General features: G+C 68.5%; 17 protein-coding genes. 10 read left to right on the forward strand and 7 right to left on the reverse strand.

Translation table 11 applies throughout. The annotated features are described in order from the left end of the window. Nucleotide 1 precedes the first annotated feature (1 nt). The gene (locus BM066_RS15330) at nt 2-2,893 is read right to left on the reverse strand and encodes a TonB-dependent receptor (RefSeq protein WP_089929349.1); all 2,892 of its coding nucleotides are present in this window, start codon (nt 2,891-2,893) and stop codon (nt 2-4) included. A 364-nt stretch (nt 2,894-3,257) separates the two neighbouring features. On the opposite strand from BM066_RS15330, the gene BM066_RS15335 reads away from it, so the two are divergent. From BM066_RS15335 to BM066_RS15350, 4 genes are read left to right on the forward strand one after another with little or no spacing between them, the layout of a single operon-like run. Beyond that, complete coding sequence (locus BM066_RS15335) at nt 3,258-4,538, forward strand: rhamnogalacturonan acetylesterase (RefSeq protein ID WP_089929352.1); 1,281 nt, start codon at nt 3,258-3,260, stop codon at nt 4,536-4,538. Continuing rightward, entirely contained in the window at nt 4,528-5,505 is a 978-nt protein-coding gene (locus BM066_RS15340; protein WP_255367605.1) for an alpha/beta hydrolase, read from the forward strand. The genes BM066_RS15335 and BM066_RS15340 overlap by 11 nt, the downstream gene beginning before the upstream one ends. Next, entirely contained in the window at nt 5,502-7,055 is a 1,554-nt protein-coding gene (locus BM066_RS15345; RefSeq protein ID WP_089929355.1) for a rhamnogalacturonidase, read from the forward strand. The genes BM066_RS15340 and BM066_RS15345 overlap by 4 nt, the downstream gene beginning before the upstream one ends. Continuing rightward, the gene (locus tag BM066_RS15350; RefSeq protein ID WP_089929357.1) at nt 7,052-7,753 is read left to right on the forward strand and encodes a DUF6250 domain-containing protein; all 702 of its coding nucleotides are present in this window, start codon (nt 7,052-7,054) and stop codon (nt 7,751-7,753) included. The genes BM066_RS15345 and BM066_RS15350 overlap by 4 nt, the downstream gene beginning before the upstream one ends. Nucleotides 7,754-8,111: 358 nt before the next feature. Here BM066_RS15350 and BM066_RS15355 read toward each other — a convergent pair whose 3' ends face one another. Next, a complete protein-coding gene (locus BM066_RS15355) occupies nt 8,112-11,237 on the reverse strand; it encodes a TonB-dependent receptor (RefSeq protein WP_089929359.1) in 3,126 nt (1,041 codons plus the stop codon). Nucleotides 11,238-11,530: 293 nt separating this feature from the next. On the opposite strand from BM066_RS15355, the gene BM066_RS15360 reads away from it, so the two are divergent. After that, nucleotides 11,531-13,501, forward strand: a complete 1,971-nt coding sequence (locus BM066_RS15360; protein WP_029589457.1) for a rhamnogalacturonan lyase — start codon at nt 11,531-11,533, stop codon at nt 13,499-13,501. 8 nt (nt 13,502-13,509) lie between these two features. Next, on the forward strand, nt 13,510-14,835 hold the full coding sequence (locus BM066_RS15365; protein WP_029589456.1) for an oligogalacturonate lyase family protein: 1,326 nt from the start codon (nt 13,510-13,512) through the stop codon (nt 14,833-14,835). Nucleotides 14,836-14,982: 147 nt separating this feature from the next. Here the strand turns inward: BM066_RS15365 and BM066_RS15370 are convergent, their stop codons facing one another. From BM066_RS15370 to BM066_RS15390, 5 genes are all read right to left on the reverse strand, one after another. Next, the gene (locus tag BM066_RS15370; protein WP_018113183.1) at nt 14,983-18,027 is read right to left on the reverse strand and encodes a DUF4982 domain-containing protein; all 3,045 of its coding nucleotides are present in this window, start codon (nt 18,025-18,027) and stop codon (nt 14,983-14,985) included. Between the two features lie 223 nt (nt 18,028-18,250). After that, nucleotides 18,251-19,087 (reverse strand): rhamnogalacturonan acetylesterase, encoded by an 837-nt coding sequence (locus BM066_RS15375; RefSeq protein ID WP_018113182.1) that lies wholly within the window; start codon nt 19,085-19,087, stop codon nt 18,251-18,253. Continuing rightward, nucleotides 19,084-20,226 (reverse strand): FMN-dependent L-lactate dehydrogenase LldD, encoded by a 1,143-nt coding sequence (gene lldD / locus BM066_RS15380; RefSeq protein ID WP_018113181.1) that lies wholly within the window; start codon nt 20,224-20,226, stop codon nt 19,084-19,086. Before lldD ends, BM066_RS15375 begins: the two co-directional genes overlap by 4 nt. An 18-nt stretch (nt 20,227-20,244) precedes the next feature. After that, entirely contained in the window at nt 20,245-21,006 is a 762-nt protein-coding gene (locus BM066_RS15385; RefSeq protein ID WP_018113180.1) for an SDR family NAD(P)-dependent oxidoreductase, read from the reverse strand. Nucleotides 21,007-21,034: 28 nt separating this feature from the next. Next, on the reverse strand, nt 21,035-21,835 hold the full coding sequence (locus BM066_RS15390) for an IclR family transcriptional regulator (RefSeq protein WP_018113179.1): 801 nt from the start codon (nt 21,833-21,835) through the stop codon (nt 21,035-21,037). Between the two features lie 262 nt (nt 21,836-22,097). Here BM066_RS15390 and rhmD point away from each other — a divergent pair, with 262 nt between their 5' ends. Genes rhmD through BM066_RS15410 form a run of 4 tightly spaced genes read left to right on the forward strand, consistent with a single transcriptional unit; the run spans nt 22,098 to nt 25,856 of the window. Beyond that, entirely contained in the window at nt 22,098-23,276 is a 1,179-nt protein-coding gene (rhmD, locus tag BM066_RS15395) for an L-rhamnonate dehydratase (protein WP_018113178.1), read from the forward strand. Between the two features lie 21 nt (nt 23,277-23,297). Further along, complete coding sequence (locus BM066_RS15400) at nt 23,298-24,161, forward strand: 2,4-didehydro-3-deoxy-L-rhamnonate hydrolase (protein WP_018113177.1); 864 nt, start codon at nt 23,298-23,300, stop codon at nt 24,159-24,161. Next, nucleotides 24,158-24,925, forward strand: coding sequence for an SDR family NAD(P)-dependent oxidoreductase (locus BM066_RS15405; RefSeq protein WP_018113171.1), 768 nt, complete (start codon nt 24,158-24,160; stop codon nt 24,923-24,925). Before BM066_RS15400 ends, BM066_RS15405 begins: the two co-directional genes overlap by 4 nt. 13 nt (nt 24,926-24,938) lie before the next feature. Further along, the gene (locus BM066_RS15410) at nt 24,939-25,856 is read left to right on the forward strand and encodes an amidohydrolase family protein (RefSeq protein WP_018113172.1); all 918 of its coding nucleotides are present in this window, start codon (nt 24,939-24,941) and stop codon (nt 25,854-25,856) included. Nucleotides 25,857-25,869 lie beyond the last annotated feature (13 nt).

The following is a 25,869-nucleotide window of genomic DNA, read 5'->3' on the forward strand; positions in this document are numbered from 1 at the left end:
TCTAGAACTTGTACTGCAGCCCCAGATTCCACTGCCGCCCGGTGTGGGTGTAGACGAACGTGCTGTCGCGGTCGGAATCGATGAACTGGCGATTGAACCGGTCGAGGATGTTCAGTCCCTCCAGCGAGAGCTTGAACTTCTCGTTGATCTGGTACGAGGCCGCCAGGTCGAAGGTCAGGTTCTCGTCATAGCCTTCCAGGTCCTGCAGCGGGTTGTTGGCCGGCAGGGCGACGATCGACTTGTCGCGGTAGGCGGCCGAGATCCGGGCGCTGAACCTGTCGTCCTCGTAGAACAGCGTGGCGTTGTAGGCGTTCTTGGACAAACCCACCAGATCGTTGGTCGTCACCCCGCCGGCCGCCAGGAAGTAGTCGATCTGCGAGTCGACATAGGTGTAGTTGATCAGTGCGCCGGTATGGCGCAGCAGGCCGGGCAGGAACGTGAAGTTCTGCTGGTAGTTGATCTCGAAGCCTTTGAGCGGGCCGCCGGGCGTGTTCACCGGGCGGGTGACGGTGATCGGGGTGTTGTCCGGATCCACGCCCGACGCGCCCAGCAGCGACATCGGCAGGCCCGTCTGGCGGAAGGTCATCTGCTGGGACTGGTTCTGCACATAGGTGGCGATATCTTTGTAGAAGACGCCCACGCCCAGCAGCGCGCCCGGGGCGAAGTACCATTCCGCGCCCAGGTCGACCGTCGTGGCGCGGATCGGATCCAGGTCCGGATTGCCCGAGGTGATCGACGGCGTGCCGGTCAGGTTCAGGCTGCCGCCGGGGGTCAGGAAGCCCAGGTCCGGTCGCGACACGACCTTGGCTCCCGAGAAGCGCACGACCAAGTTCTCGCGGACGTCGACCGCGACGTTAAACGACGGCAGGACGTCGTGGTACTTGTTCTCGGCTGTCACCTGCGCCGGCGTCGGGCCAATCTGGTAACCGCGCGACTGCAGCTCGGTCTGGGCGAAGCGGAAGCCGATGTCGCCGCGCACCGGCAGGCCGCCGATCTGGGTCTTCAGGTCGGCCTGAAAATAGGCCGAGGCCACTTTCTCGTCGACGCGCCGGACGCCGCCATAGTTCGGGACCAGGGCGTACATCCCGGTCTCGCTGTAGAGGTTCTGGCTGGCGACGAACTTGTCGTAGTCGATGGTCGCCCAGCGGCTGGGAAAGACCCCGTCGTCGAGGCCGTGGCCGCCGAAGCCGGACACCACCTTGGTCACCGCCTTCAACTCGGCCGTGCTCAGGGTCGGCACCAGGAAGTTGTTCGCCCGCTGCTTGGCCGAGGTGTCGAACGAGAACTCGTCATAATGCCCGCCGACCTTGAGCGTCAGGTCGTCGTCATAGGCCCAGGCCAGGTTCACCTCGGCGGTCTTGTAGATGTTGGTGGTGTAGATCTGCTGCAGCCGCACCTCGGCGTTGGGCGCGCCGAAGCTGTAGAGCCCGGCGTCGGTCACGTCGAAATCGTGCGTGATGATCGGCTGGTCGCGGTTCTTGCGAAAGTCGATGGTCATGCCGGCGTTGGGCCGCTGGAACATGATCGTGGTGGTCATCGGCTGGTCGTAGTCGGACTTGGAGTAGCCGATCAGTCCGGTCACCTTCAGGCGGTCGGTCAGCTCGTGCGTCCCGGCCAGAGTGTATTGCTGGAAGACGTTCTCGAACTCGTCGTGCTGGGTGTCGGAGCGGATGTCGACGCCGTCGAAGCGGGCGTAGTCGACGTCGTAGACCGTCTGACCCAGATTGACGCCGGCGGTGTGGCTGGTCCCCGCGTTGCGCAGGATCAGCTCGCGCACGGCGGTCTGCGGCTTGCCGTTCTGGCTGATGGCGCGGGCGAACGAGAAGCCCTCCAGCCAGTTCTCCTCGCGCTTGACGTCGTAGTCCGAATAGAGGGCGTCGAAGCTGAGCGAGGTCCGCGAGGTCGGCTTCCACTGCAGGGCCAGGGTGGCGCCGGTGCGCGTCTGGTCGTGATGGAACCGGCCGTAGCGCGGCAGGCGCGGGAAGAACACGGTCGAGCGGTTGGCCTGGGCGTAGACCGTGTCGTTGGCCGCCGGCCGGGCTACGCCGGCGGCGCAGTTGAGGGCGTCCGTGCCGTTACCGGCGTTGGTCGCCGGGTTCTGCGGCGCGACGCCGACCGGGGTGCAGAAGCCGCCGTCGACCGTGGCCGGGTTCCAGCCGCCCGAACCCCACTGGTCCTCGAGGAACTTGCGCTTGCTGTAGGCCAGCGAGGCCTGGGCTCCGAACTCGCCCCAGGTGGTGTTCCAGCTATTGCCGGCCACGGCCGTGAACTTGGGATCGACGTTCCTGGACAGGTCGTTGTAGCCGGCCGAGGCGCCCAGCACGAAGGTCAGGCCCTTGTGGTCCAGCGGCTTGGCGGTCTCCAGATCGACGGTCGCGCCCAGCGAGCCTTCGATGACCTCGGCCTGGGCGGTCTTGCGCACCGTGATGCCGCTGAACAGCTCCGAGGCGAAGGTGTTGAAGTCGAAGCCCCGGCCGAGGTTGGCGCCGCGGTCGCTGGTGGTGGCGCCGCTGGTCGACTGGGCCTCCATGCCGTTGATGCGCACGCGGGTGAAGGTGGGCGGCAGGCCGCGGACGGTGATCGTGCGGCCCTCGCCGGCCACCCGAGTGATCGACACGCCGGGCACGCGCTGGATCGATTCGGCCAAGTTCGCGTCGGGGAAGTCGGCGATGTCCTCGGCCTTGATGGCGTCGACCACGCCCGAGGACTGGCGCTTGACGCTCAGGGCGCTCTTGAGGCTTTCGCGAAAGCCGGTGACCACCACCTCCTCGACGGTGTTGTCGGGCGAGGGGGCGGTCTGGGCGTCGGCGGCGCTGGCCGCCAGGACGCCCGTGAAGGCCAGGGCGAGCGCCGAGCAACCCGTGCCCCAGCGCCGAATGCGATGGTCAGACATCAATCCCTCCTCGTGGAGGCCCGGCCCATGCCGGCCTCTCGCGTTTCCTCGCAGGGCCGGTTCGTCCGGGCCCGATCATGGGAGAAATCCCATTTATTGGGATAAGCTCTCATTTTGTCGATACGATAAGTCCGACAAGTCGAATTGCAACCGTTTTGAAATGTGCGTTCGACGAACGCGAGCGCCGAAGGGCAGGCAAGGCCGCGCCCTCGTCGGCACGCGGCATCTCGCCGATCGCCAAACCTCGAATTCCATTTTACGGGACTTAATCTCGCAATATGAAATCCATTGCCTCGACGCGAGGCGGTCGATATTTGTGGGGTCAACGCAGCGCGACGCAGATCGCAGAGGGAGGCCGCGCCTGATGTGGCATAGACGCGCGGTCCTGGCCGCCCTCGCCGCCGCGCCGACCGCAAGCTGGGCGGTGGAGGCCGAAAAACTGATGCCGGGCTGGGCCTTCGACTTCGGCGACGACAAGCCCGCCCCCGGCTATGTCCGCGTGGCGCGCGACGCCGCCTACGATCCCGCCGTCGGCCACGGCTTCGAACCCTCCCCCGCTCCCCTCTCTTCCGGCGGTCCGTTCCTGTTCTCGCTGGCCGCGCCCGAGGGCGACTATCGGGTGACCCTGGCGCTGGGCGGCGAAGCCGCGTCCGACACCACGGTCAAGGCCGAGTCCCGCCGCCTGATGGCCGAGCGGATCGTCGCCAAGGCGGGCGGGACCGCGACCGTGACGTTCGTCGTCAATGTCCGCAACGCCACCCTGACGCCCCCGCCGCCCAACGCCCCCGGCGGCGTGCGGGTGCTGCTCAATCCGCGCGAGGAGGGCTCGTACGACTGGGACGACAAGCTGACCCTGGAGTTCTGCGGACCGGCCCCGGCCGTGCGCCGCCTGCGGGTCGAGCCCGTCACCGTGCCGGTGGTCTACCTGGCCGGCGACTCCACCGTCACCGACCAGCGCTTCGAGCCGGGGGCCAGTTGGGGCCAGATGCTGCCCCGGTTCTTCAAGCCCGACGTCTCGGTGGCCAACCACGCGGAGTCCGGCGAGACCCTGAAGGCCTTCCTGGTGGAACGCCGGCTGGACAAGCTGCTCAGCCGCATCAAGCCGGGCGACTGGCTGCTGATCCAGTTCGGCCACAACGACCAGAAGATCCAGTGGCCCCAGACCTATGTCGAGGCGGCCACCACCTATCGCGACTATCTGAAGGCCTATGTCGGCGAGGCCCGGCGGCGCGGGGCCAGGCCGGTGCTGGTGACCTCGATGCACCGCCGCAGGTTCAACGCGGCCGGCAGGATCGTCAACACGCTCGGCGATTATCCCGAGGCCGTGCGCGCCGTCGGCCGCGAGACCGGCGTCCCGGTCATCGACCTGCTGGACATGAGCGCGGCGCTGTACGAGGCCCTGGGCCCCAACAATGCCTGGAAGGCCTTCGCCGACGGCGGCAAGGACGTCACCCATCACAACAACTACGGCGCCTATATGCTGGCGCAGTGCGTAGTGAGCGGGATCCGCGCCCAGGTCCCCGACCTGGCCGCCCACCTGGTCGACGACCTGCCGTCGTTCGACCCGGCGCATCCGCCCTCGCCCGACGGCTTCGTCCTGGCGCCCAGCGCCGCCCACAGCTCGGAGGCTCCCCGTGGCAACTGATCCTGCGCTGGACCGCCGCGCCCTGCTCGGCCTTGGCGCCCTGGCCGTAGCCGCGCCCAGTCTTGGCCGCGCCCAGGCCGCGCCGCCTTCGCCCGTCGAGGTCATGGATCTGTGGCCCGGCAAGCCGCCTGGCGGCGAGAAGGTCACGGTCACCGAGCGGGTGATCCTGCGTCGGCCCGGCGGCGATCCCAACGACACCGCCTTCCTGAACGTCACCCGGCCCTGGCTGACGATGCGTCGGCCGGCCAAGCCGAACGGCGCGGCCATCCTGATGATCCCGGGCGGCGGCTATATCCGCGTGGCGGTCAGCAAGGTCGGCGGGCCGATCGACGCCTGGATCGCCGACCAGGGCGTCACCGCCTTCGTCATGGACTACCGCCTGCCGGCCGACGGCTGGGCGGCTGGGCCGGACGTCGCCCTGCAGGACGCCCAGCGCGCCATCCGCCTGATCCGCGCCAACGCCGGCAAGTGGGGCCTGGATCCCGAGCGGATCGCCGTGACCGGCTTCTCGGCCGGCGGCCACATCGCCGCGCGGCTGGCCACCCGCTTTGGCGTCGAGACCTACGCCCCCGTGGACGCGGCCGACCGCCTGTCGACCCGGCCGGCGGCGGCGGGCCTGTTCTATCCGGTCATCACCATGACCGCGCCGCACGCCCACGGCAGCTCGCTGAGGTCGCTGCTGGGCGCCGATCCCACCGAGGCCCAGCGCCTGGCGGTGTCGGCCGAGCACGACATCCCCGCCGACGCTCCGCCGACCTTCATCGCCGCCGCGGCCGACGACAAGGTGGTGGCGATGGAGAACAGCCTGCTGATGTTCCAGGCCCTGCGGGCCAAGTCGGTCGCCAGCGAGCTGCACGTCTTCGAGTCCGGCGGCCACGGCTTCGGCCTCACCGGCCCCGCCGGCGTCGCCATGCCCTGGCCCGCCCTGCTAGACGCCTTCCTGAAGCGGCACGGCCTCTACCCATGAGCCGCGCGCCGCTCGACGTCCGGGCGTTCGGGGCGCGGGGCGACGGCGTCAGCCTGGACACCGACGCCATCAACGCGGCGATCCGGGCGACGCACGCAGCCGGCGGCGGTGAGGTCGTGCTGCCAACCGGCCGCTGGCTGTCGTTCTCGATACGGCTGCTGAGCGGCGTCGCCCTGCGGCTGGACGAGGGCTGCGTGCTGGAGGCCGCCGATCCCGCCCGCCATGCCAGCGCCTACGACCCGGCCGAGTCCAATCCGTTCGACCTCTATCAGGACTTCGGCCACAGCCACTGGCGCAACAGCCTGATCTGGGGCGACGGCGTCGAGGACGTCGCCATCGTCGGTCCGGGCCTGATCGACGGACTGGGCCTGACCCGCGAAGGTCCCGGTTCGCGTTGGAGCCGCCAGGCCGGCGAGTTTCCGGTCAGCATGGGGGGCCTGTCGCCCGAAGCGATGGCGATCCTGGTTCCCGACCGGGAGGCCATGGCCGGCCAGGGCAACAAGGCCATCGCTCTGAAGAACGCCCGCCGGGTCCGGCTGGAAGGCTTCACGATCTGGCGCGGCGGCCACTTCGCCGTGCTGGCCACCGGCTGCGATCATCTGGCGATCCAAGGCCTGCGGATCGACACCAACCGCGACGGGCTGGACCTCGACGCCTGCCGCGACGTGGTCATCGCCGACTGCCGGATCAACACGCCCAACGACGACGCCATCGTGCTGAAGAGTTCGCTGGCCCTGGGCGAAGCCCGGTCCACCGAGCGGGTCGAGATCACCCGCTGCCACGTCAGCGGCTTCGACCTGGGCACCATGCTGGACGGCACGCTGGGCCGCACTCAGCAACTGGCCCCCGACCAGGACCGCGTCACCGGCCGGATCAAGCTGGGCACCGAATCCAACGGCGACTTCCGCCACATCGCCATCAGCGACTGCTGGTTCACCCGCTCGCGCGGCCTGGCGCTGGAGACCGTCGACGGCGGCACGATCGAGGACGTCTCGATCCACAACATCGTCCTGCGCGAGGTGACCACCGCGCCGTTGTTCCTGCGCCTGGGCGACCGCGGGCGCGGCCCGGACGGGACGCGGCGCGGGGCCATGCGGCGGATCCGCGTGCGCGGACTGACCGCCTTCGACATCCTGCCCGACTACGCCGCGACGATCGCCGGGCTGGAGGGCGACCCGATCGAGGACGTCGAACTGACCGACATCCGCCTGGTCTATGGCGGCGGGGGCGAGACGGCCTGGGCCGAGCGGCGCCCGGGCGACATGGCCCAGGCCTATCCCGAGCCCAGCATGTTCGGCCCCACCCCCGCCCATGGCCTCTGGGTCCGGCACGTCACGGGTCTGACGCTGGACAATGTGCGGATCGAGACCCTGACGCCCGATCCCCGGCCGCCCATCCTGCTGCAGGCCGTGCACGGCGCGCGGTTCGGCCGGCTGGGCCTGGCTTGGCCGGAGGGCGTGAAGCCCATCGTCGGCGAAGACGTTTCCGGCCTGGTCATCGACCCGCCCTTGCGGGTGGGGCTGGCGACCGTCGATGGAGACGAGCGATGAGGCGCCGCGCGATGCTCGGCGGCCTGGCCGCCCTGGCCGCCGGCCCGGCCTTCGCCGCCTCGGCGCGGCCTCCTCGGTCCGGGTCGCGCGTGCACGCCGACGACTTCCGCCACGGCCTGGACCAGTGGGCGCTCGAGGCCGAGAAGCCGGCCAAGGTGACCGTCCAGGACGGCGTGCTGGACATCGACGCCCCCGCCGGCCTGACCCTGTGGTTCCGGCCCGAGCTGATCAGTCCGGTGATGATCCGGTACCAGGCCCAGGCGATTTCGGCGGGCGGCCCCAACGACCGGGTCAGCGACCTGAACGCCTTCTGGATGGCTCGCGACGCGGGTGGAGGCAGCCCACTCGCTACACCACGAACAGGCGCCTTCGCCGACTACGACACGCTGAAGACCTACTATGTCGGCCAGGGCGGCAACGGGAACACCTCGACCCGCTTCCGGCGCTATGTCGGCCGGCCAGGCGACCGGCCGCTGCTGCCGCAGCACGACCATACGGCGGCCGACGAGATGCTGGTCGCCAACCGCTGGCGAACGGTGCGGCTGGTCGCCGATGGCGGGCTGATCCAGTACTGGAACGACGGCCGCAAGCTGTTCGAACTGGACGACGCCCAGCCCTACGCCCGCGGCTGGTTCGGCCTGCGCACGACGTTCAGCCACCTGCGGGTGCGGCGGTTCGGGGTGTTCGCCCTGGCATAGTCCCTCTCCCTTTGGGGCGGGGCAATCGCATATGGATTTGCTGAGATAAGAGCTGTCATCCCGGACAAGCCCGGCGTAGCCGGGCGCAGATCCGGGACCGCCGCAAGCGCATGCGTTCACGCCCCGGTCCCGGATCTTCGCGCTGCGCGCTCGTCCGGGATGACAGTCGTATTTGGGCATATGCGATAGCCCTCCCTTTGCCGGAGAGGGCGATGGCCGAAGGCGGTCGGGGCCGAGAAACAAAAAAGCCGCGACAAGCCGAAAGGCCGGTCGCGGCTTTTGTCGTAGAGCCCCCCCCCTCATCCGTCAGCTTCGCTGACACCTTCTCCCGCAAGGGGAGAAGGAAGATCGCCCTGCCCTAGAACTTCGCCGTCACGCCGACGAAGAAGCGGCGGCCGAAATAGCCCAGTTCGGTCAGGCGGATGTCGCCCGCGGTCGAACGCTCGTCTTCCTTGGTCAGGTTCTTGCCCTCGACGAAGAACGACAGGCCCGGCGCCCAGCTGAAGCCGGGTTTCACGGTGACCTTGCCGTCGAGATAGCCCGTCGAGTCGCGATAGACGGGCTGGAGCGAGTTGTCGGCGGCCGAGACCAGGTACCTGGAGCGGTAGTTGTAGGCCAGGCGGGCGTTGAGCGGGCCCTTGTCGTACCACAGGGTCAGGTTGGCGCTGTCCGAGGACAGACCCGGGAACGGCAGCGGCGAGCCGTCCAACTGCGAGAACAACTTGACGTTCTTGGCCTTCTGGTAGGTGTAGTTGACGTCGACGCCGAAGCCCGACAGGAAACCCGGCAGGAAGGTGAAGGCGGTCTTGGCCGTGATCTCCACGCCCTCGATCTTGGCGCCCGTGCCGTTGATGTAGGTGTTGTAGTTGTAGAGCTGGCCGTCCCCGTAGACGTCGCGCTTGCCGATCAGGGTGCGCGACGACACGTAGAACGACTCGATGTCCTTCTTGAACAGGCCGACTGACACCTGGGTGTCCTGGTTGGGGTAGTATTCGAAGCTCAGGTCGTACTGCTTGGCGCGGTAGGGCTTCAACTCCGGGTTGCCGGCGTTGCAGCTTGGTTCGTCGAATTCGCCGTTGGCGTCCGGCGAGGCGTCGGTGGTGCAGGCCACGGTCGGCATCAGGAAATCCATGCGCGGACGGGCCATCAGGTCGGCGAAGCCGGCGCGGGCGGACAGCTTGTTGGGAATGAACCACAGGCCGACGTTGAAGCTGGGCAGCCAGACCGTATAGTCCTTGGTCATCTTGCCCAGCGAGTTGCTCAGCACGTAGGTCGTCGTCCCGTAGGTCGCGCTGCGGCTCGAAACGCCCTCGCCGGTCGTCTGGGTGTGGACCCGGCGCCAGCCGAAGTTGCCGTCAACATCGTAGCTGCCGAGCGGGAAGTTGTAGTCAAACTTCAGGTACAGGGCGTCGGTCTTTTCCGAGATGATGTACGGGAACTGCCGGTAGGGCTTGCCGTCGCTGCCGACCGTTTTCTCCAGGTTGTTCAGGTTGAAGTGCGAGGTGTCGAGGTTCTGCGAGACCTTGTTGAAGTCCGGAAAATTCCAGGTCGACGGGATCGAGCCGCCGCCCCAGTAGAAGTCGCTGGGCAGCGGGCTCATCGCCGAGGCGAACAGGGCGTTGGAGAAGCCGCGCGACCAGCTTTCCGTCGTGGTCCAGTAGCCGGTGCCGTAGGTCGCCCCATAGGCCGGATCGGTCTGGTCGGCCGTCTGGGTGTTGGAGACCACCGCCGTCGAATTGACGGCGTTGGAGTAGATCACGGTGTCGTCGGTGGTCGAAGAGGGGTTGGAGCCGCCGCTGAGGATGAAGCCGCCGTAGCCGTAGCCCTTGGTCGAGAAGTCGGTGGCGCGACCGCCGAACTCGATCTTCTTGATGAACGGCAGGTTGGTCTCATAGTCGAAGTCCAGCTTGTACTGCTGTTCCTTCGAGCCGGAGTTCGAGGGGCGATACTGGATCTGCCACTGGCGGATCGCCGCGGCGTCGCTGGGGCTGAAGCCGCTGGCGAAGGCGAACGACGGATTGCCGGTCGCCGGATCCAGCGTCACGGACATGCCGGGCGTGTCGAAGCTGACGCTGACATTGTTGGTCTGTGACACCGTGCTGGTGTCGGCCTTCGAGCCCTGGAACTCGATCTGCAGGCGGTCGCCGCGATAGTTGGCGCCGAAGTTGTAGTAATTGCTTGTCGTGTCGTACTTGAAGTCGCGGGCGCTGATGCCGAAGCCGTTGTTGCCGCCGGCCCCGGTGGTGTTCACGCAATTGCCCAGCGTATAGCCGATGACGTTGTGGTTGGCGTCGACCTTGACTGCGCCGGCCGTGGTGTTCGTCGACGAGCAGGTGGTGGCGGTGGCCGTGTTGCGCAGCCGGGTCGTCGTGGTGAAGTCGGTGCCGTAGTTGATGTCGTTGAGCGTCTGCGAGCGCTCGTTGCGGTTATAGCTGACCCAGGCGTCGATCTTGTCGGTGAAGCGGTACTGGGCCGTGAATTCGGCCGAGATGCGCTCGTCGTTGCGGGTCCAGACACCGTAGCGGGCGGTGCGAGGCGCGTAGTCGTACCATTGCGACAGACAGGCGTTGCGCAGGTTGGTGGTCGAGATCTGGGTCGCGTCCGGCGTGGTCAGGCCCGAGCAGCCGGCCGCGGTCGTAACGTTGCGCGCCAGGTCGTTGATCTGGGAATTGTAGGCGCTGCTGTAGTAGGGAACCGTCTTGTCGGCCGAGGCGTCGAAGTCGGCGAACCGGCCCCACGACGAGTTGCGGACATAGTCGCCGCGGGTGTCGACATTGTCGTAGGTGACGTTGGCCATCAGGCCCAACCGGCCGTCGAACAGGGTGGTGGCGGCGAACAGGTTGCCGCGCGGTTTCCAGGTGTCGGCGGTGTCGAGGTTCTGGGCCGAGGCGGTCAGCGACAGGGTCGGCTTCTTGAAGTCCAGCGGCTTGCGGGTCTTCACCGAGACCGTGCCGCCGACGCCGCCCTCGGTCATATCGGCGGTGAAGCCCTTGAACACGTCGATCGACTGGACCAGCTCCGAGGCCAGTTCGCGGAAGTCGTTGGACCGGCCGCCACCGCCGTAGACCTGCAGGTTGCCGGCCGTCGACAGCGTGCTCATGCCGTTGATCTCGACGCGGTTGAGGTCGGGCTCGACGCCGCGGATCGACACCGCGTTGCCTTCGCCGAAGTCGCGGGCCAGCTGCACGCCGGTGATGCGGCCCAGCGCCTCGCCGACGTTCTTGTCGGGGAACTGGCTGATGTCCTCGGCGACGATCGAGTCGGAGATCGTGCCGTTGCGCTTCTTGCGGTTCATCGCCGACTGCAGGCTGGCGCGGGTGCCGACCACGACCACCTCGTCGATGGTGTTGGCTTTGTCCTCGACGTTCGAGCCAGGGGCCGCGCTCTGGGCGTACGCGCCGCCGGCGAAGGCCAGGCTGGCCGCCAAGGCCAGCAAGGACGTGGTGGCGACGGCCGCGCGACGGCCGCGAGTGGATGCAAGCATTGGGTTCCCTCCCTCTAACCAGGCCTGGGCCTCCTGACGAAGGTCCCCGGACGCCTTACCGACCCCTGCGGCCGCCCTTGCTCGGACAGCTCGCGGCGCGCTCGGCGGCGCATTTCTCATACAATGGATAATTCCATATATTGAGATGTCAATGCAATTTATGGGAAGACAGCCGCATTGTTCCATGATGTAAGCGTGTTGCAACGCTCGCGAGGCGGCCCAGGCGCCGATCCGAAGGCCGCGAAGAAGGGTCGTCACGAGCCGGAACGGGGAAACCAAAGGGATTGCGACGCATGAGTCAGCGCGGTGAAAACCGAGGCGCGCGGGTCGCGGCGGCGGCCCTGCTGTGCGCGACGGTGCTGTCCTCCGTGGGTGGATCGGCCTTCTCGGCGCCTCGTCGGATGGAAGCCCTGGACCGCGGCCTGGTCGCCGTGCCGGCCGCCGCCGGCGGCGTGCTGGTCAGCTGGCGGCTGCTGGGCGACGAGCCGGCCAGGACCGCCTTCAACCTCTATCGCGACGGCGCGAAGCTGAACGCCGCGCCCCTGGCGGGGCCCACCGACTTCGTCGACAAGACCGGCGTTTCGTCCGCCGCCTATACCGTGCGCGCCGTGGTCGGCGGCAGGGAGGCTCCGGCCGGCAAGCCCGCCGGGGTCTGGGCCGACGGCTATCTGAGCGTCCCGATCCAGCCCCCCGCCGACGGCGTCACACCCGCGGGCGAGGCCTATTCGTACACCGCCAACGACGCCAGTGTCGGCGACCTGGACGGCGACGGCCGCTACGAGATCGTCCTCAAGTGGGACCCGACCAATTCCAAGGACAACGCCTTCGGCGGCTATACCGGGCCGGTCTTCCTCGACGCCTACACATTGGAGGGCCGGCGCCTGTGGCGCATCGACCTGGGCCGCAACATCCGGGCCGGCGCCCACTACACCCAGTTCCAGGTCTATGACTATGACGGCGACGGCCGGGCCGAGGTGGCCCTGCGCACTAGCGACGGTACGATCGACGGGACCGGCCGGGTGCTGGGCGATCCCAACGCCGACTGGCGCGAGCGCGGCGGCGAGCGGCCCCAAGCCGACAAGACCGGCGCCACCGTCCTGACCGACGGCACGAAGGTGGCCCGGGTGCAGGGTCGCATCCTCAAGGGTCCCGAGTACCTGACCGTGTTCGATGGCCGGACCGGCAAGGCCCTGGCCAGCGCGCCCTATTCGCCGCCACGCGACCCGCGCACCAACGCCCCGAGCATCGAGGAGATGACGCAGGTCTGGGGCGACGGCTACGGCAACCGCTCCGACCGCTTCCTGGCCGGCACCGCCTATCTGGACGGCCGGCGGCCCAGCCTGGTCTTCGCCCGCGGCTACTACGGCCGCACCACCCTGGCGGCCTGGGACTTCCGGGACGGCAAGCTGACTCGGCGCTGGCTGTTCGACAGCGCCGCGCCCGGCAATGAAAGATTCGGCGGCCAGGGCAATCACCAGCTCAGCGTCGCCGATGTCGATGGCGACGGACGCGACGAGATCGTCTACGGCTCGATGGCCGTAGACGACGACGGCAAGGGCCTGTGGAGCGCCCAGCTGTTCCACGGCGACGCCATGCACGTGTCGGACCTGGATCCCGCCCATCCCGGCCTCGAGAAGTTCGGCGTTCACGAGAGTCCCGGCCGGAACGGCGGGATTGGCGCGGCCATGCTCGACGCCCGCACCGGCAAGGTGCTGTGGAGCACGCCCACCGACCACGACACCGGCCGGGGCCTGGCGGCCGACATCGACCCGCGCTTCCCCGGCGTCGAGGCCTGGGGGACCAACAGCGACCGGCTCTACACCGCCCAGGGCAGGCCGATCGACGGCGTCCAGCATCCGCGCCAGACCAACTTCGCCATCTGGTGGGACGGCGACGACCTGCGCGAGCTGCTGGACAAGACCCAGATCAGCAAGTGGGACTGGAAGACCGGACAGGCGGTTCCGCTGCTGACGGCCGCCGGCGCGGCCTCAAACAACGGCACAAAGGCGACCCCGGTCCTGTCGGCCGACATCCTGGGCGACTGGCGCGAAGAGGTGATCTGGCGGGCCGAGGACAACCGCTCCCTGCGGATCTACGCCACGCCGTACTTTACCCAAAGACGGCTGGTCACGCTGATGCACGATCCGCAGTATCGGCTGTCGATCGCCTGGCAGAACACCGCCTACAACCAGCCGCCGCACACCAGCTTCTATCTCGGCGAGGGCATGAAGGCCCCGCCCCGTCCCCACATCCGCACCCGGTGAGACCGCCGATGAAAGCTCCCCTTCTCTTCGCCTTGGCGTTTGCCCTGACGGTGCTGACGCCGTCCGCCCACGCCCAGGACGTCGTCACCCAGCCCAGGCCCGGCGCGGCCGAGCCGCCGCGCGAATGGATCGACAAGGACACCGGCCACCGGGTGATCCGCTTGTCCGACAAGGCCGGCAGCGGCAGCCTCTATTTCAATTTCAACGGCTACACGCCCGACGGGACGACCCTGGCTATCAGCACGCCCGACGGGATCTCCGGCGTCGACCTGAAGACCCACGCCCTGCGCCCGCTGGTCGAGGGCAAGGTTCGGCTGCTGTTCGTCGGCCGCAAGACCGGCCAGGTCTACTACCAGCGCCTGGCGCAGGACGGGACCGGCGTGGTCGAGGCGGTCGATCCGAAGACTCGGGCGGTGCGCCAGGTCGCCCGGCTGGCCAAGGGCGTGGGCGTCCAGACGATCAACGCCGACGAGACCCTGCTGGCCGGGGTGGCCAACCGCACCGACGTCCCGATCCCGCCCAACCTGGCCGACGCCCTGCCCCGCAATCCCGACGACGTGAAGGGTCCGGACGGTCGCGCGCTGTCCTACGCCGAGGGTCGCGAGGTGCAGCTGAACGCCCGCCTGGACAGCCGCATCCCGATGGAGATCTTCACGATCGACACGGCCACCGGCGCGCGCAAGGTCGTGCACCAGGCGACCGACTGGCTGAACCACCTGCAGTTCTCGCCCACCGACCCGCACCTGCTGATGTTCTGCCACGAGGGGCCCTGGCATAAGGTCGACCGCCTGTGGCTGGTCCGCACCGACAAGGCCGATCCGCCGGTCAAGGTCCATACCCGGACCATGAACATGGAGATCGCCGGCCATGAATGGTTCAGCGCCGACGGTAGGACCGTCTGGTACGATCTGCAGACCCCGCGCGGTGAGGACTTCTGGGTGGCCGGCTATGAGATCGCCACCGGCAGGCGCACCTGGCTGCACCTGGACCGCAACGCCTGGTCGGTGCACTTCAACACCTCGCCGGACGGCAAGCTGTTCGCCGGCGACGGCGGCGACAGCGAGATGGTCGCCCACGCGCCCGACGGCAAGTGGCTGTACCTGATGCGCCCCCGCGCCATCCCCGACGTCGCCGGCATCCACGCTCCAGGGTCCGAGGCGCTGATCCAGCCGGGCGTGCTGGACACCGAGCGGCTGGTGAACATGAAAGACCACGACTACCGACTCGAGCCGAACGTCAACTTCACGCCCGACGCCAGGTGGATCGTGTTCCGCTCCAACATGCACGGAGCCAACCACGTGTATGCGGTGGAGGTGGCCAAGGCCGAGCGGTAGCGCAGGTCCCGTCAATACTTGCTCCCTCCGGGCCTGCGGCCCTCCTCCCCCAGAGGGGGAAGAGCCTCAAGCGCGAAGGCTCCGCCCCCCCATGGGGGCGGACAGACCGCGAAGCGGTCGGGTGGGGGCAAGTATGGATCGCGCCAATCATGGCCGCCGATACAGCTCCGCCTCGATGATCCCCAGCCCCCCGCCGGCCGCCACCTTCTCGGCGCCCGTATCCAGCCCCGCCCGGGCGCCGGTGATCTCGACGATCTTGCCGAAGGCGTCGCGGTCGACGGTGGGGCCAGTCAGGGCGATGCGCAGCTTGCGGCCCTTCACCGACTTCAGCGGCAGGGTCACGTAGCCAAGGCTCTTGGCCGGTACGCCCTCGTAAACGGTGACGCCGTCCATCGTGATGCGCAGCGGGTACGAGCGCAGGCGCCAGCCGATCAGCTTCAGCACCACCTCGTTGATCACCTGGGGCTCGTCCAGTTGGTACTCGATCCAGGCGTTGGCCAACTGGCCGTCGCTGGCCCAGTGGGTCGTCTCGTCGTCGTCGCGAGCCAGGCCGACCGTGGCGGGATTGGAGCCGGCCAGGGTGGCGACGGGCTTGAGGGCGACGCGACGGACCTTGAACGACGGGGTCGCCGGCGTCGGACCGCGCGCCAGGCTGACGGGCGGCAGGGCCTCGACGGCCGACGGCGGCGCGACGTCCAGCGTCACGGTCGCGGGCTTCAGCCCCTCGGCCCGCGCCGTCACGGTGACCTTGCCCGTCGCCAGGGTCGAGCGCAGGGCCACGCGATTGATCCCCGCTTCGACCGGCAGGGTCCGGGACAGGATGTAGTTATCGTCGCCCCGCGAAGCGCCGGCGTACGAGGTCACCCCGTCCACCGTATGCGCCCCGGTGACGACATCGCCCGTCGGCGAGGCCGGGGCCTCGGTCGGCTTGGCCCCGCCCCCGGAGTCGCCCTGGGCGATGCCGCCGCGCCATTCGGCCGGGCCGGCGACGTCGAAGATCACCAGGTCCAGGGCGGCGGGAGCGCGCCGGCCCTGGGCGTCGACCGCCTCGACGTCGACCAGGGCGAGGTCGGCCCCGTCGGCCCGCCAGCCGGCCGGGCCGACATGCGGCGTCAGGCGCAGGGCCATGGCCGGGCCAGTGGTGACCCGCTCGTCCGACGAGACGACCTTGCCGGCGGCGTCGCGGCCGACCGCGCGCAGGGTCCCCGGCGCCCAGGCCACGGCCTTGAAGGTGAACAGGAAGCCCTCGGACCTCACGCCCCGCCCCAGCGATCGGCCGTTCAGCACCAGCTCGACGCTGTCAGCGCTGGAGACCACCAGCACGTCCTTGATCACGCCCGGCGAGTAGTTCCAGTGGCCGATGATGTGGCTGCGCGGATGCTCGACGTCGACCCAGCCGTCCCATATCACCTGGTGCGCGTAGAACCCCTCCTTGGGCAGGCGCATGGCGTCGACCTCGCCGCTGCGGCGGTAGTTGTTGTCGCCGCGGAAGTGGGTGTTGCTGTCGGAGAAGATGATGTTGACCCCGCCCGAGCTGACGCGGTCCCCGCCCCCAGGCCGTTCGCGCCAGTAGTCGAACCAGCGGCGCACGTCCTCGGCCGCGTGGCTGTCCTGGTTGCGATTGTAGTCGGGGCTGTCGATGTGGAACGGCGGGGTGAAGTCGTCCTGGAACTTCCGCGCCGCCTCGTCGCGGGAATATTCCATGGCCCAGACCGGCTTGGACGCGCTCTTGTTGATGTACAGCATCTCGCCGCCGTACTCGGCGACCTTGCTGGACAGCATCTCGCGCGAGCCGATGGCGCGGCCGCCGTGCGGATCGAACTGGTCGCGGACCGCTTTCAATTCGGCCATGTGCGCGTCGCTGATGTTCTCGTTGCCGCCCTCGTAGAACAGGATCGAGGGGTTGTTGCGGAAGCGGACGATGGCGTCGCGCATCACCTCGACCCGCTGCTCCCAGCGGCGGCTCGTGACGTCGCTCTCGGCGTCGCCGGCCGGCATGGCCTGGAGCAGGCCCACGCGGTCGGCCGATTCCACGTCCTGGGCGGCCGGGGCGATGTGCATCCAGCGCACCAGGTTGCCGCCGCTCTCGACCATCAGGGCGTTGGAGAAGTCGCTGATCCACGGCGGAATGTCGGTCCCCAGGGCTGGCCACTCGTTGCTGGTGCGCTGGGCGTAGCCGTGCACCTGCATGACCCGGTCGTTGAGGAAGATCATGCCGTTGTTGAACGCGGTCTTGCGAAAGCCCGTGCGGGTGACGACGGCGTCGACGCTGGCGCCGTCTTCCATCAGCTCGGTGGTCACCGCATAGAGATAACCATAGCCCCAGCTCCAGAAATGCAGGCCCTTCAGCCGGGCCTGGGCCGAGACCGTGCGGGTCTCCCCGGGCACCAGGGTGACGGCGGGGCCGTCGAAGGCTCCGGCCGGCTTGCCGTCGACGTCGCGCAGGCTCACGCGGTAGCGGAAGGTGCGCGGCCGGTCGGATGCATTGCGCACCTGCGACTCGGCATGGACGCTCGCGGCCCCGCCCCTGATGTCGAACTGGTCGGCCCAGACATAGACGCCGGTCGTGCCCAGGCTGGAATAGAGCGGCAGGGTCTGATGCAGGGCTCCGGTCAGGTGCAGCCGCACCGCTCGGTGGATCCCGCCGTAATTGACGTTGAAGTTGTTGTTGTTCCACTGGAAGGCGCTGCCGGTGGCGCGCTCCTTGTACTTCCAGTCGCTGTCGACCCGCACGGCCACGATATTGACGAACGGCGCGGGCCTGAGGGCTTTCGTGGCGTCGACGCCGAAGGCCGTGACCCCGTTCTCGTGACCGCCGACCAGGACGCCGTTGACATAGACGTCGCCGGCTTGGCGTACGCCCTCGAACTCGATGAAGGCCTTGCCGCCCGTCGCCGGCCCGATGTCGGACGGCAGGACGAAGCGCTTGCGATACCAGGTGATCCCGCCCTTCAGGTCGTGGATGTCGACCTTGAAAGCCTCGTCCTCGTTCCACGCGCGCGGCAGGGTTACGGGCTTCCAGCCAGCGTCGTCGAACTCGGGCGTCTCGGCCCCGGCGATCTCGCCGATCGCCATCCGCCAGCCGTCGTTGAAGGGCCGGTCGATCCGGGAAGCGGCGGCCGCCGGGCTCGCCAGACCCAGGGACAGTACGCACAGCCAGGCCAGGACCGAACCCCAAAGGATGCGTAGCATCGTGCCGCCCCAAATTGGCCAGACCACTTCAGGCCTTTCGCCACCTGTGGCTTGACATCCGGGCGCCTGTCAAGACATTCTCACTATATCGAATGATGTTCCACATTGTGGAAAATCGGACATAGGACTTGAACTCCTGTCCATTCCTTCTCACACGCGACTCGCCCGTTCCCCCAACCGGGCCAGCGGAGCGCCTCGAAACGCTCCGCTTTTCTTTTTGCCCCTACCGCCCCGGGCAGCGCGGACCGCCGAGGGTAGGCTGGTCGCCGGTCGAGGCCGGGTGCACATAAGCCGAGACCGGCAGCTTCAGGAACGCCAGGCGGCCGGCCACTAGCGACGCCGCCAGCCGCGCCCCGCCCTCGTTGATATGGGTCGTGTCGCTGTTGCCGTTCGGATAGCGGGCGACGCCGTCCTGCGGCGTGTAAATCAGGTAGAAGCCGCGCGACCCCGCCTCGCCCCGCGCCTGCTGGGCGCCCATCATGTCGGCGTCCAGGTCGATCAGCGGCGCGCCCATGGCCCGGGCCACGGCCCGGACGGCCTGGGCGTAGGGACCGTGGGTTTCCTGCACCCGGTCGCCGACGAACACGTGCTTGGCGATCGGGGTCATCAGCACCGGCTGGCCGCCCTTGGCCCGGACGTCGGCGACGAAGCGGGTCAGGTTGTCGGTGTAGGCGCCCTTGGGGTCGGTGAAGCGAACGATCTTCACCCGGTCGGCGTCGTTGTGGCCGAACTGGATCAGCACGGTGTCGCCGGGCCGGAGCTTTTCCAGCAGCCCCGTCCAAAGGCCCTCCTCGATGAAGGTCTTGGTCGAGCGGCCACCGCGCGCCAGGTTCACCACCTCGACGCGGGGATCCAGCGAGCATTTCAGCACCATGCCCCAGCCCATCTGCGGATAGGCCGAGGCGCCGTAGTTGGCGGCGGTGGAGTCGCTGGCGATCAGGATGCGCGCGACCGGCGCTTCCATGGCTGGCGGCGGCGGCACGTCGGTCAGGTCAGGTCTGGGCGCGCCCGGCGCGGCCTGGACCAGCGCCAGGGCGGCGACCAGCGACGCCAGGCTCACCGGTCGACCTTGGCCAGGATGGAGCGGTCGATCTCCGCCAGCGTGTTGACGCCGGTCAGGGCCATGGCCACCCGCATCTCCTTCTCGATCAGGTCCAGCAGCTGGCTGACCCCCGGCCCGCCGCGCGCGGCCAGGGCGTAGATGAAGGCCCTGCCCAGCAGGACGCCCTTGGCGCCTAGAGCCAGCATCCGCACCACGTCCAGGCCGGAGCGCACGCCGCTGTCGGCCAGCACGGTCAGCCTGTCGCCCACCGCCTCGGCGATGTCGGGCAAGGCGCGGGCCGAGGACAGCACCCCGTCCAGCTGCCGGCCGCCGTGGTTGGAGACCACGACGCCGTCGGCGCCGACATCCGCCGCGGCCCTGGCGTCCTCGGGATCCAGCACGCCCTTGATGATCAGCGGGCCCTTCCACTGGTCGCGGATCCAGTCGAGGTCCTTCCACTGGATCGAGGGGTCGAAATTGGCCCCCAGCCAGCCCATGAAGTCCTCGAGGCCGGAATTGGCGCCCAGCACCGGGGCGACGTTGCCCAGGGTGTGGGGTCGGCCCATCACGCCCACGTCCCAAGCCCAGCTGGGCTTGAACACCGCCTGCATCAGCCGCCGGGCCGCCGCGTTGGGACCGCTCATGCCCGAATGGGCGTCGCGATAGCGGGCGCCGGGCACCGGCATGTCGACAGTGAAGACCAGGGCGGTGGCCCCGGCGTCGGCCGCCCGGGCCAGCAGGTCGCGCATGAAGGCCCGGTCGCGCAGCACGTAGAGCTGGAACCAGATCGGCGCGGGGCTGGCCTTGGACACCTCGGCCAGGTCGCAGACCGAGACCGTCGACAGGCAGAACGGCACGCCCTTGGCGGCCGCGGCTTTGGCCGCCTGGCATTCGCCGCGCCGGGCGTACATGCCCGTCAGCCCCACCGGGGCCAGGGCGACCGGCAGGGCCTGATAATGACCGAACAGGGTGGTCGACAGGTCGACCTGGGAGACGTCCTTCAGCACCCGCTGGCGCAGGCTGAGGTCGGCCAGGTCGGAGACGTTGCGCGCCAGGGTCCGCTCGGCATAGGCGCCGCCGTCGATATAGTCGAACAGGAAACGCGGCAGCTTGCGCCGGGCCGCCTCGCGGAAGTCGGTGGTGGAGGAAACGATCATCGGGAGACGGTCACCGGGCTACTGCAGGTTCACGAACGCGCCGCCGTCGACCAGCAGGGCCGCGCCGGTGACGTACTTGGCCAGATCCGACGCCAGGAAGACGATCGGCCCGGCCAGGTCGTCGGGCTCACCCAGGCGCCCCAGCGGAATGCGGCCGCTCATATACTCGCGCTTGGCGGCATCGGCCAGGTCTTCCTTGTTGATGGCGGTCTCGATGGTGCCCGGCAGCACCGAGTTGCAGCGAATGCCGTACTTTCCCAGCGCGATGGCCGTCGATTGCATGAGGCTGTGCACGCCGGCCTTGGTCGGGGTGTAGTGGGTCTGCATGCCGCCGCCGACCAGGGCGCTGATCGAGCTGACGGCGATGATCGCGCCGCCATGGCCTTGGCGGACCATCTGGTTGGCCGCCGCCTGCACCATGTAGTAAGCGCCGAACAGGTTGACCTTCATCGTCCGCTCCATCACCTCGGGCGGCATGTCGAGGAAGGCGTGGAACGGACAGATGCCGGCGTTGTTGACGAACACGTCGACCTTGCCGAACGCGTCAACGGCGGCCTCAATGAAGGACGTCGCGGTGGCGCCCTCGGCCACGTCGCCCTTCACGGCGATGGCGCGGCGACCCAGGGCCTCGATCTCGCGCACGGCGTCGGCCGCGCCGGCCTCATCGGAATGGTAGTTGATCGCCACGTCCGCGCCGTGCCGGGCGCAGCCGATGGCGGCCGCCTTGCCGATCCCCTGCGAGGCGCCGGTCACCAGCACCACCTTGTCCTTCAGAAGCATCGTTCCTCCACTGCACCCTGGCGACGGCCTACCGCTTGGCGGGCGTCCTCTTCTCGTTCCAGCCCAGCTCGACGGCGATGGCGTTGGCGCACTGGCGCACCGTCTCGGTCAGGTCGGTCATGCGCGCGTCGTCCATGTACTGGGCCGCGCCCGAAACGCTGATGGCCGCGACGATCGCGCCGCTGGGACCGCGAATCGGCGCGGCGACGCAGCGGATGCGGTCCTCGTTCTCTTCGAGGTCATAGGCCACGCCGCGCTTGGCGTAGTCGCGCATCCAGGCGATCCACTGCTCTTCGTCCGGGCCATGCGCCGAGCGCGGACCTTCCTTGCGATACAGCTCGCGCCAGCGCGCCTCGGTCTCGTCCAGCACCAGCGCCTTGCCCAGGCCGGTCGAGCGGATCGGCTGGCGGTCGCCGACCCGCGAGCTGATGTTGATCCGGCGGCGGCCGGTCAGCTTGTCCAGATAGTGGGCGCGATCGCCTTCCAGCACGCCCAGGTGAACGGTGTCTTCGGACTGGTCCCACAGTTTCTCGATATGCGGGCGGGCCAGGCGCGGCAGGTCCATCTGCTGGCCGGCCAGATAGCCCAGCTCCAGCAGCTTGGAGCCCAGGCTGTAGCCTTCGCGCGGGGTCTGGGTCAGCAGCCGGCGCTCGACCAGGGCGGTGGCCAGGCGGTGCGTGGTGCTGCGCGTCAGGCCCAGGCGCTGGGCCAGGGCCGGCAGGCCGATCGTGCCGGAATCGGCGACCACGTCGAGCAGATCCAGGCCGCGAAACAAGGTCTGGCTGCCGCTGGGCGCCTTACCGCCGGAGCTGTCTTCCTTGCCCGCCACTGAGGCTCCCCTTGACGCGTCACGTTTCATTTTGTAGCACTCTCTCTCATAATATGGTACCTAACGCAAGCGGCGAAGGCGACGATCCGGTCTCCGAAAGTCAGGGCGCGCCACCGTGTCATAGGACGTCCCGGGGAGGTAGGCGCGACCTTTGAAGGTCTCGCCAAGCATGTCGGAGGCCTTTGCCTCGCGATACGCCCTTCCCTTCCTTTAAGTTGATCGCTTCCTTTCAGGAAGTGTTGGGCTGGAGCTGGTTTTTCCCATGCCGTTTCCCCTCATCCGGCAGGTTCGGGCCTATGTCGTGCGCGGCGGCGGCGCCGATTATCACGACCAGGGCGAAGGTCACTGGATCGACGACCACATCGCCACGCCGATGTCGCGCTATCCGGAGTACCGCCAGAGCCGCCAGAGCTTCGGCATCAACGTGCTGGGCACGCTGGTGGTCGAGATCGAGGCCGCCGACGGCACGATCGGCTTCGCGGTGACCACCGGCGGCGAACCCGCCGCCTACATCGTCGAAAAGCACCTGGCCCGCTTCCTGGAAGGCCGCGACCCGACGGAGATCGAAAAGATCTGGGACCAGATGTACTTCTCCACCCAGTATTACGGCCGCAAGGGCCTGGTGGTGAACGCCCTGTCGGGCGTCGACCTGGCGCTGTGGGATCTGCTGGGCAAGCTGCGCGGCGAGCCGGTCCACCACCTGCTGGGCGGCAAGGTCCGCGACGAGCTGACCTTCTACGCCACCGGCGCACGGCCGGATCTGGCCCAGCAGATGGGCTTCATCGGCGGCAAGATGCCCCTGCACCACGGCCCGGCCGAGGGCGAGGAAGGCCTGCGCAAGAACCTGGAGGAACTGGCGACCATGCGCGAGCGCGTGGGCGAGGACTTCTGTCTGATGTTCGACTGCTGGATGGCGCTGGACCTGAACTACGCCACGAGGCTGGCCCACAAGGCGCACGAGTACGGCCTGAAGTGGATCGAGGAGGCGCTGAGCCCCGACGACTACTGGGGCTATCGCGACCTGAAGAAGAACGCGCCCAAGGGCATGCTGGTCACCACCGGCGAGCACGAGGCCACCCGCTGGGGCTTCCGCATGCTGCTGGAGATGGAGTGCTGCGACATCATCCAGCCCGACGTCGGCTGGTGCGGCGGCATGACCGAGCTGGTCAAGATCTCCAACCTCGCCGACAGCCGCGGCGTGCTGTGCATCCCGCACGGCTCGTCCGTCTACAGCTACCACTTCGTGATCACCCGCCATAACAGCCCGTTCGCCGAGTTCCTGATGATGGCCCCCAAGGCCGACGAGGTGGTGCCGATGTTCGCGCCCCAGCTGATCGGCGAGCCCGTGCCAGTGAACGGCAAGCTGAAGCTCTCCGACGCCCCCGGCTTCGGCGTCGAACTCAATCGCGAGGTCGGTCTGCACCGACCCTACGCCCGCTGATCCTCTCGAAAGACTAGAGCCATGAAACTCTTGCGTTACGGCCCGCGCGGCGCCGAAAAGCCCGGCCTCCTCGACGCCGAGGGCCGGATCCGCGACCTGTCGGGCGTGATCGCCGACATCACCGGCGCGCACCTGTCGCCCGAGGGCCTGGCCAAGCTGGCCGCCATCGACCCGGCGACCCTGCCGGTGGTCGAGGGCTCGCCCCGCTACGGCGTGCCGGTCGGCGCCGTCGGCAAGTTCCTGGCCATCGGCCTGAACTTTGCCGACCACGCCAGGGAAGCCGGTCTGGAGCCGCCGCCCGAGCCGATCTTCTTCACCAAGGCGATCTCGTGCCTGAACGGTCCGAACGATGACGTGATGCTGCCCAAGGACGCCGTGAAGGGCGACTGGGAAGTTGAGCTGGGCGTGGTGATCGGCAAGCGCGCCCGCTATGTCGAGCAATCCGAAGCCCTCGACCACGTCGCCGGCTACGTGCTGGTGAACGACGTCTCCGAGCGCGCCTTCCAGAAGGAGCTGGGCTCGCAATGGGACAAGGGCAAGGGCTGCGACACCTTCGGCCCGGTTGGCCCGTGGCTGGTCACCGCCGCCGAGGTGGGCGACTGCCAGGACCTGGACATGTGGCTGGACCTGAACGGCCAGCGCATGCAGACCGGCAACACCAGGACCATGATCTTCGGCGTGGCCGAGCTGATCGCCTATATGAGCCGCTTCGTCACCCTGGAGCCGGGCGACATTCTTACGACCGGCACTCCGCCCGGCGTCGGGGAAGGCCAGAAACCCGAGAAGATCTTTCTCAAGCCCGGCGACGTCATGGAGCTGGGCGTCGAGAAGCTCGGAACCCAACGCCAGACCGTGATCGCCTGGACCCGGGAAGGCGTCGCGTGAGCCCTATCTCCTCCTCCAAGGTCTACGCCAATCGCTTTTCCGGCCGGGCCGCGGTGATCACCGGCGGGGCTTCGGGCCTGGGCAAGGCCGTGGCCGCGCGGATCATCGCCGAGGGCGGCCAGGTGTCGCTGTGGGATCTGGACGCCGAGGGCCTGCAGGCCGCCGCCGCCGAGGTCGGGGCCAGACATGTCGTGGCGCTCGACGTCTCCGACCAGGCCGCCGTGGCCGACGCCGCCGGGGCCGCGCACGACGCCCTGGGCCGCCTGGACATCCTGGTGACCTCGGCCGGCATCACCGGGGCCACCGCCCCGGTCCACGAGTACCCGCTCGACAGCTGGCGGCGGGTGATCGACATCAATCTCAACGGGCTGTTCTACTGCTGCCGCGAGATCGCCCCGTTCATGCTCGCCAACGGTTACGGCCGGATCGTCAACGTCGCCTCGGTGGCCGGCAAGGAAGGCAATCCCAACGCCAGCGCCTATTCGGCCTCGAAGGCGGCTGTGATCGGCCTGACCAAGTCGCTGGCCAAGGAACTGGCCACCAGGGGCGTGATCGCCAACAGCCTGACCCCGGCCACCTTCGAGAGCCCGATCCTGGAGCAGCTGCCCCAGAGCCAGGTCGACTATATGCGCGGCAAGATCCCCATGGGCCGCCTGGGCGAGATCCACGAGAGCGCCGCCATGGTCTGCTTCATGGCCTCCGAGGAATGCAGCTTCACCACCGGCGCCACCTTCGACACTTCCGGCGGCCGCACCACGTTCTAGAGGAAGCGGAGCGATGACCTATCCCGGCCCGATCATCGACCCGCACATGCACCTGTGGGACCTGGACCGGCACTATTACAGCTGGCTCCAGGACCGCCCGCTGCCGAGCAACCCGGCCGGCGACATGTCGCCGATTGCCCACCGTTCCTATGGGCTGGACGACTACCTGGCCGACGCCGCCGGCTGGAACCTGGTCCAGACCGTCCACGTCGAGTGCGGCTTGCCGCCCAAGGACCAGCTGTCGGAGACCGACTGGCTGCAGGGCCTGGCCGAGACGCGCGGGGTGATCGGCGGCGTCGTGGCCGGCGCCAACCTGGACGATCCCGGCGTCGAGCCCCTGCTGGAGGCCCAGGCGGCGCGGTCCAGCGTCCGCGGTGTGCGCCAGATCGTCAACTGGCACGCCGACCCGGCCAGGACCTATGGCCCGCGCGACCTGTTGCTGGATCCGCGATGGCGGACCGGCTACGCCCTGCTGGCCAAGTATGGCCTGTCGTTCGACCTGCAGCTCTATCCCTCGCAGATGGCCACGGCCGCCGAGTTGGCCGCGGCCCATCCCGACATCCCGGTGATCGTCAACCACGCCGGCATGCCGACCGACCGCGACGCGGCCGGCCTGGCGGCCTGGCGCGAGGGACTGGCCCGGCTGGCCCGGCTGCCGAACGTCAGCTGCAAGATCTCGGGCCTGGCCATGGTCGACCGCGCCTGGACCATCGACAGCCTGCGGCCCTTCGTGCTGCGGGTCATCGAGACCTTCGGCCCGGACCGCTGCATGTTCGCCAGCAACTTCCCGGTCGAGAAGGTGCACGGATCGTTCGGCGGCTTCTACACCGCCTATGACGCGATCACGGCGGACTTCAACCAGGCCGAGCGGGACCTAATGTTCGCCGGAACGGCCAGTCGGATCTACCGCCTGCCGCCAACGACGACCTGAACGACAAAAGCAA

It is taken from the genome of Caulobacter sp. UNC279MFTsu5.1 (assembly GCF_900114015.1).
GTDB lineage: Bacteria > Pseudomonadota > Alphaproteobacteria > Caulobacterales > Caulobacteraceae > Caulobacter.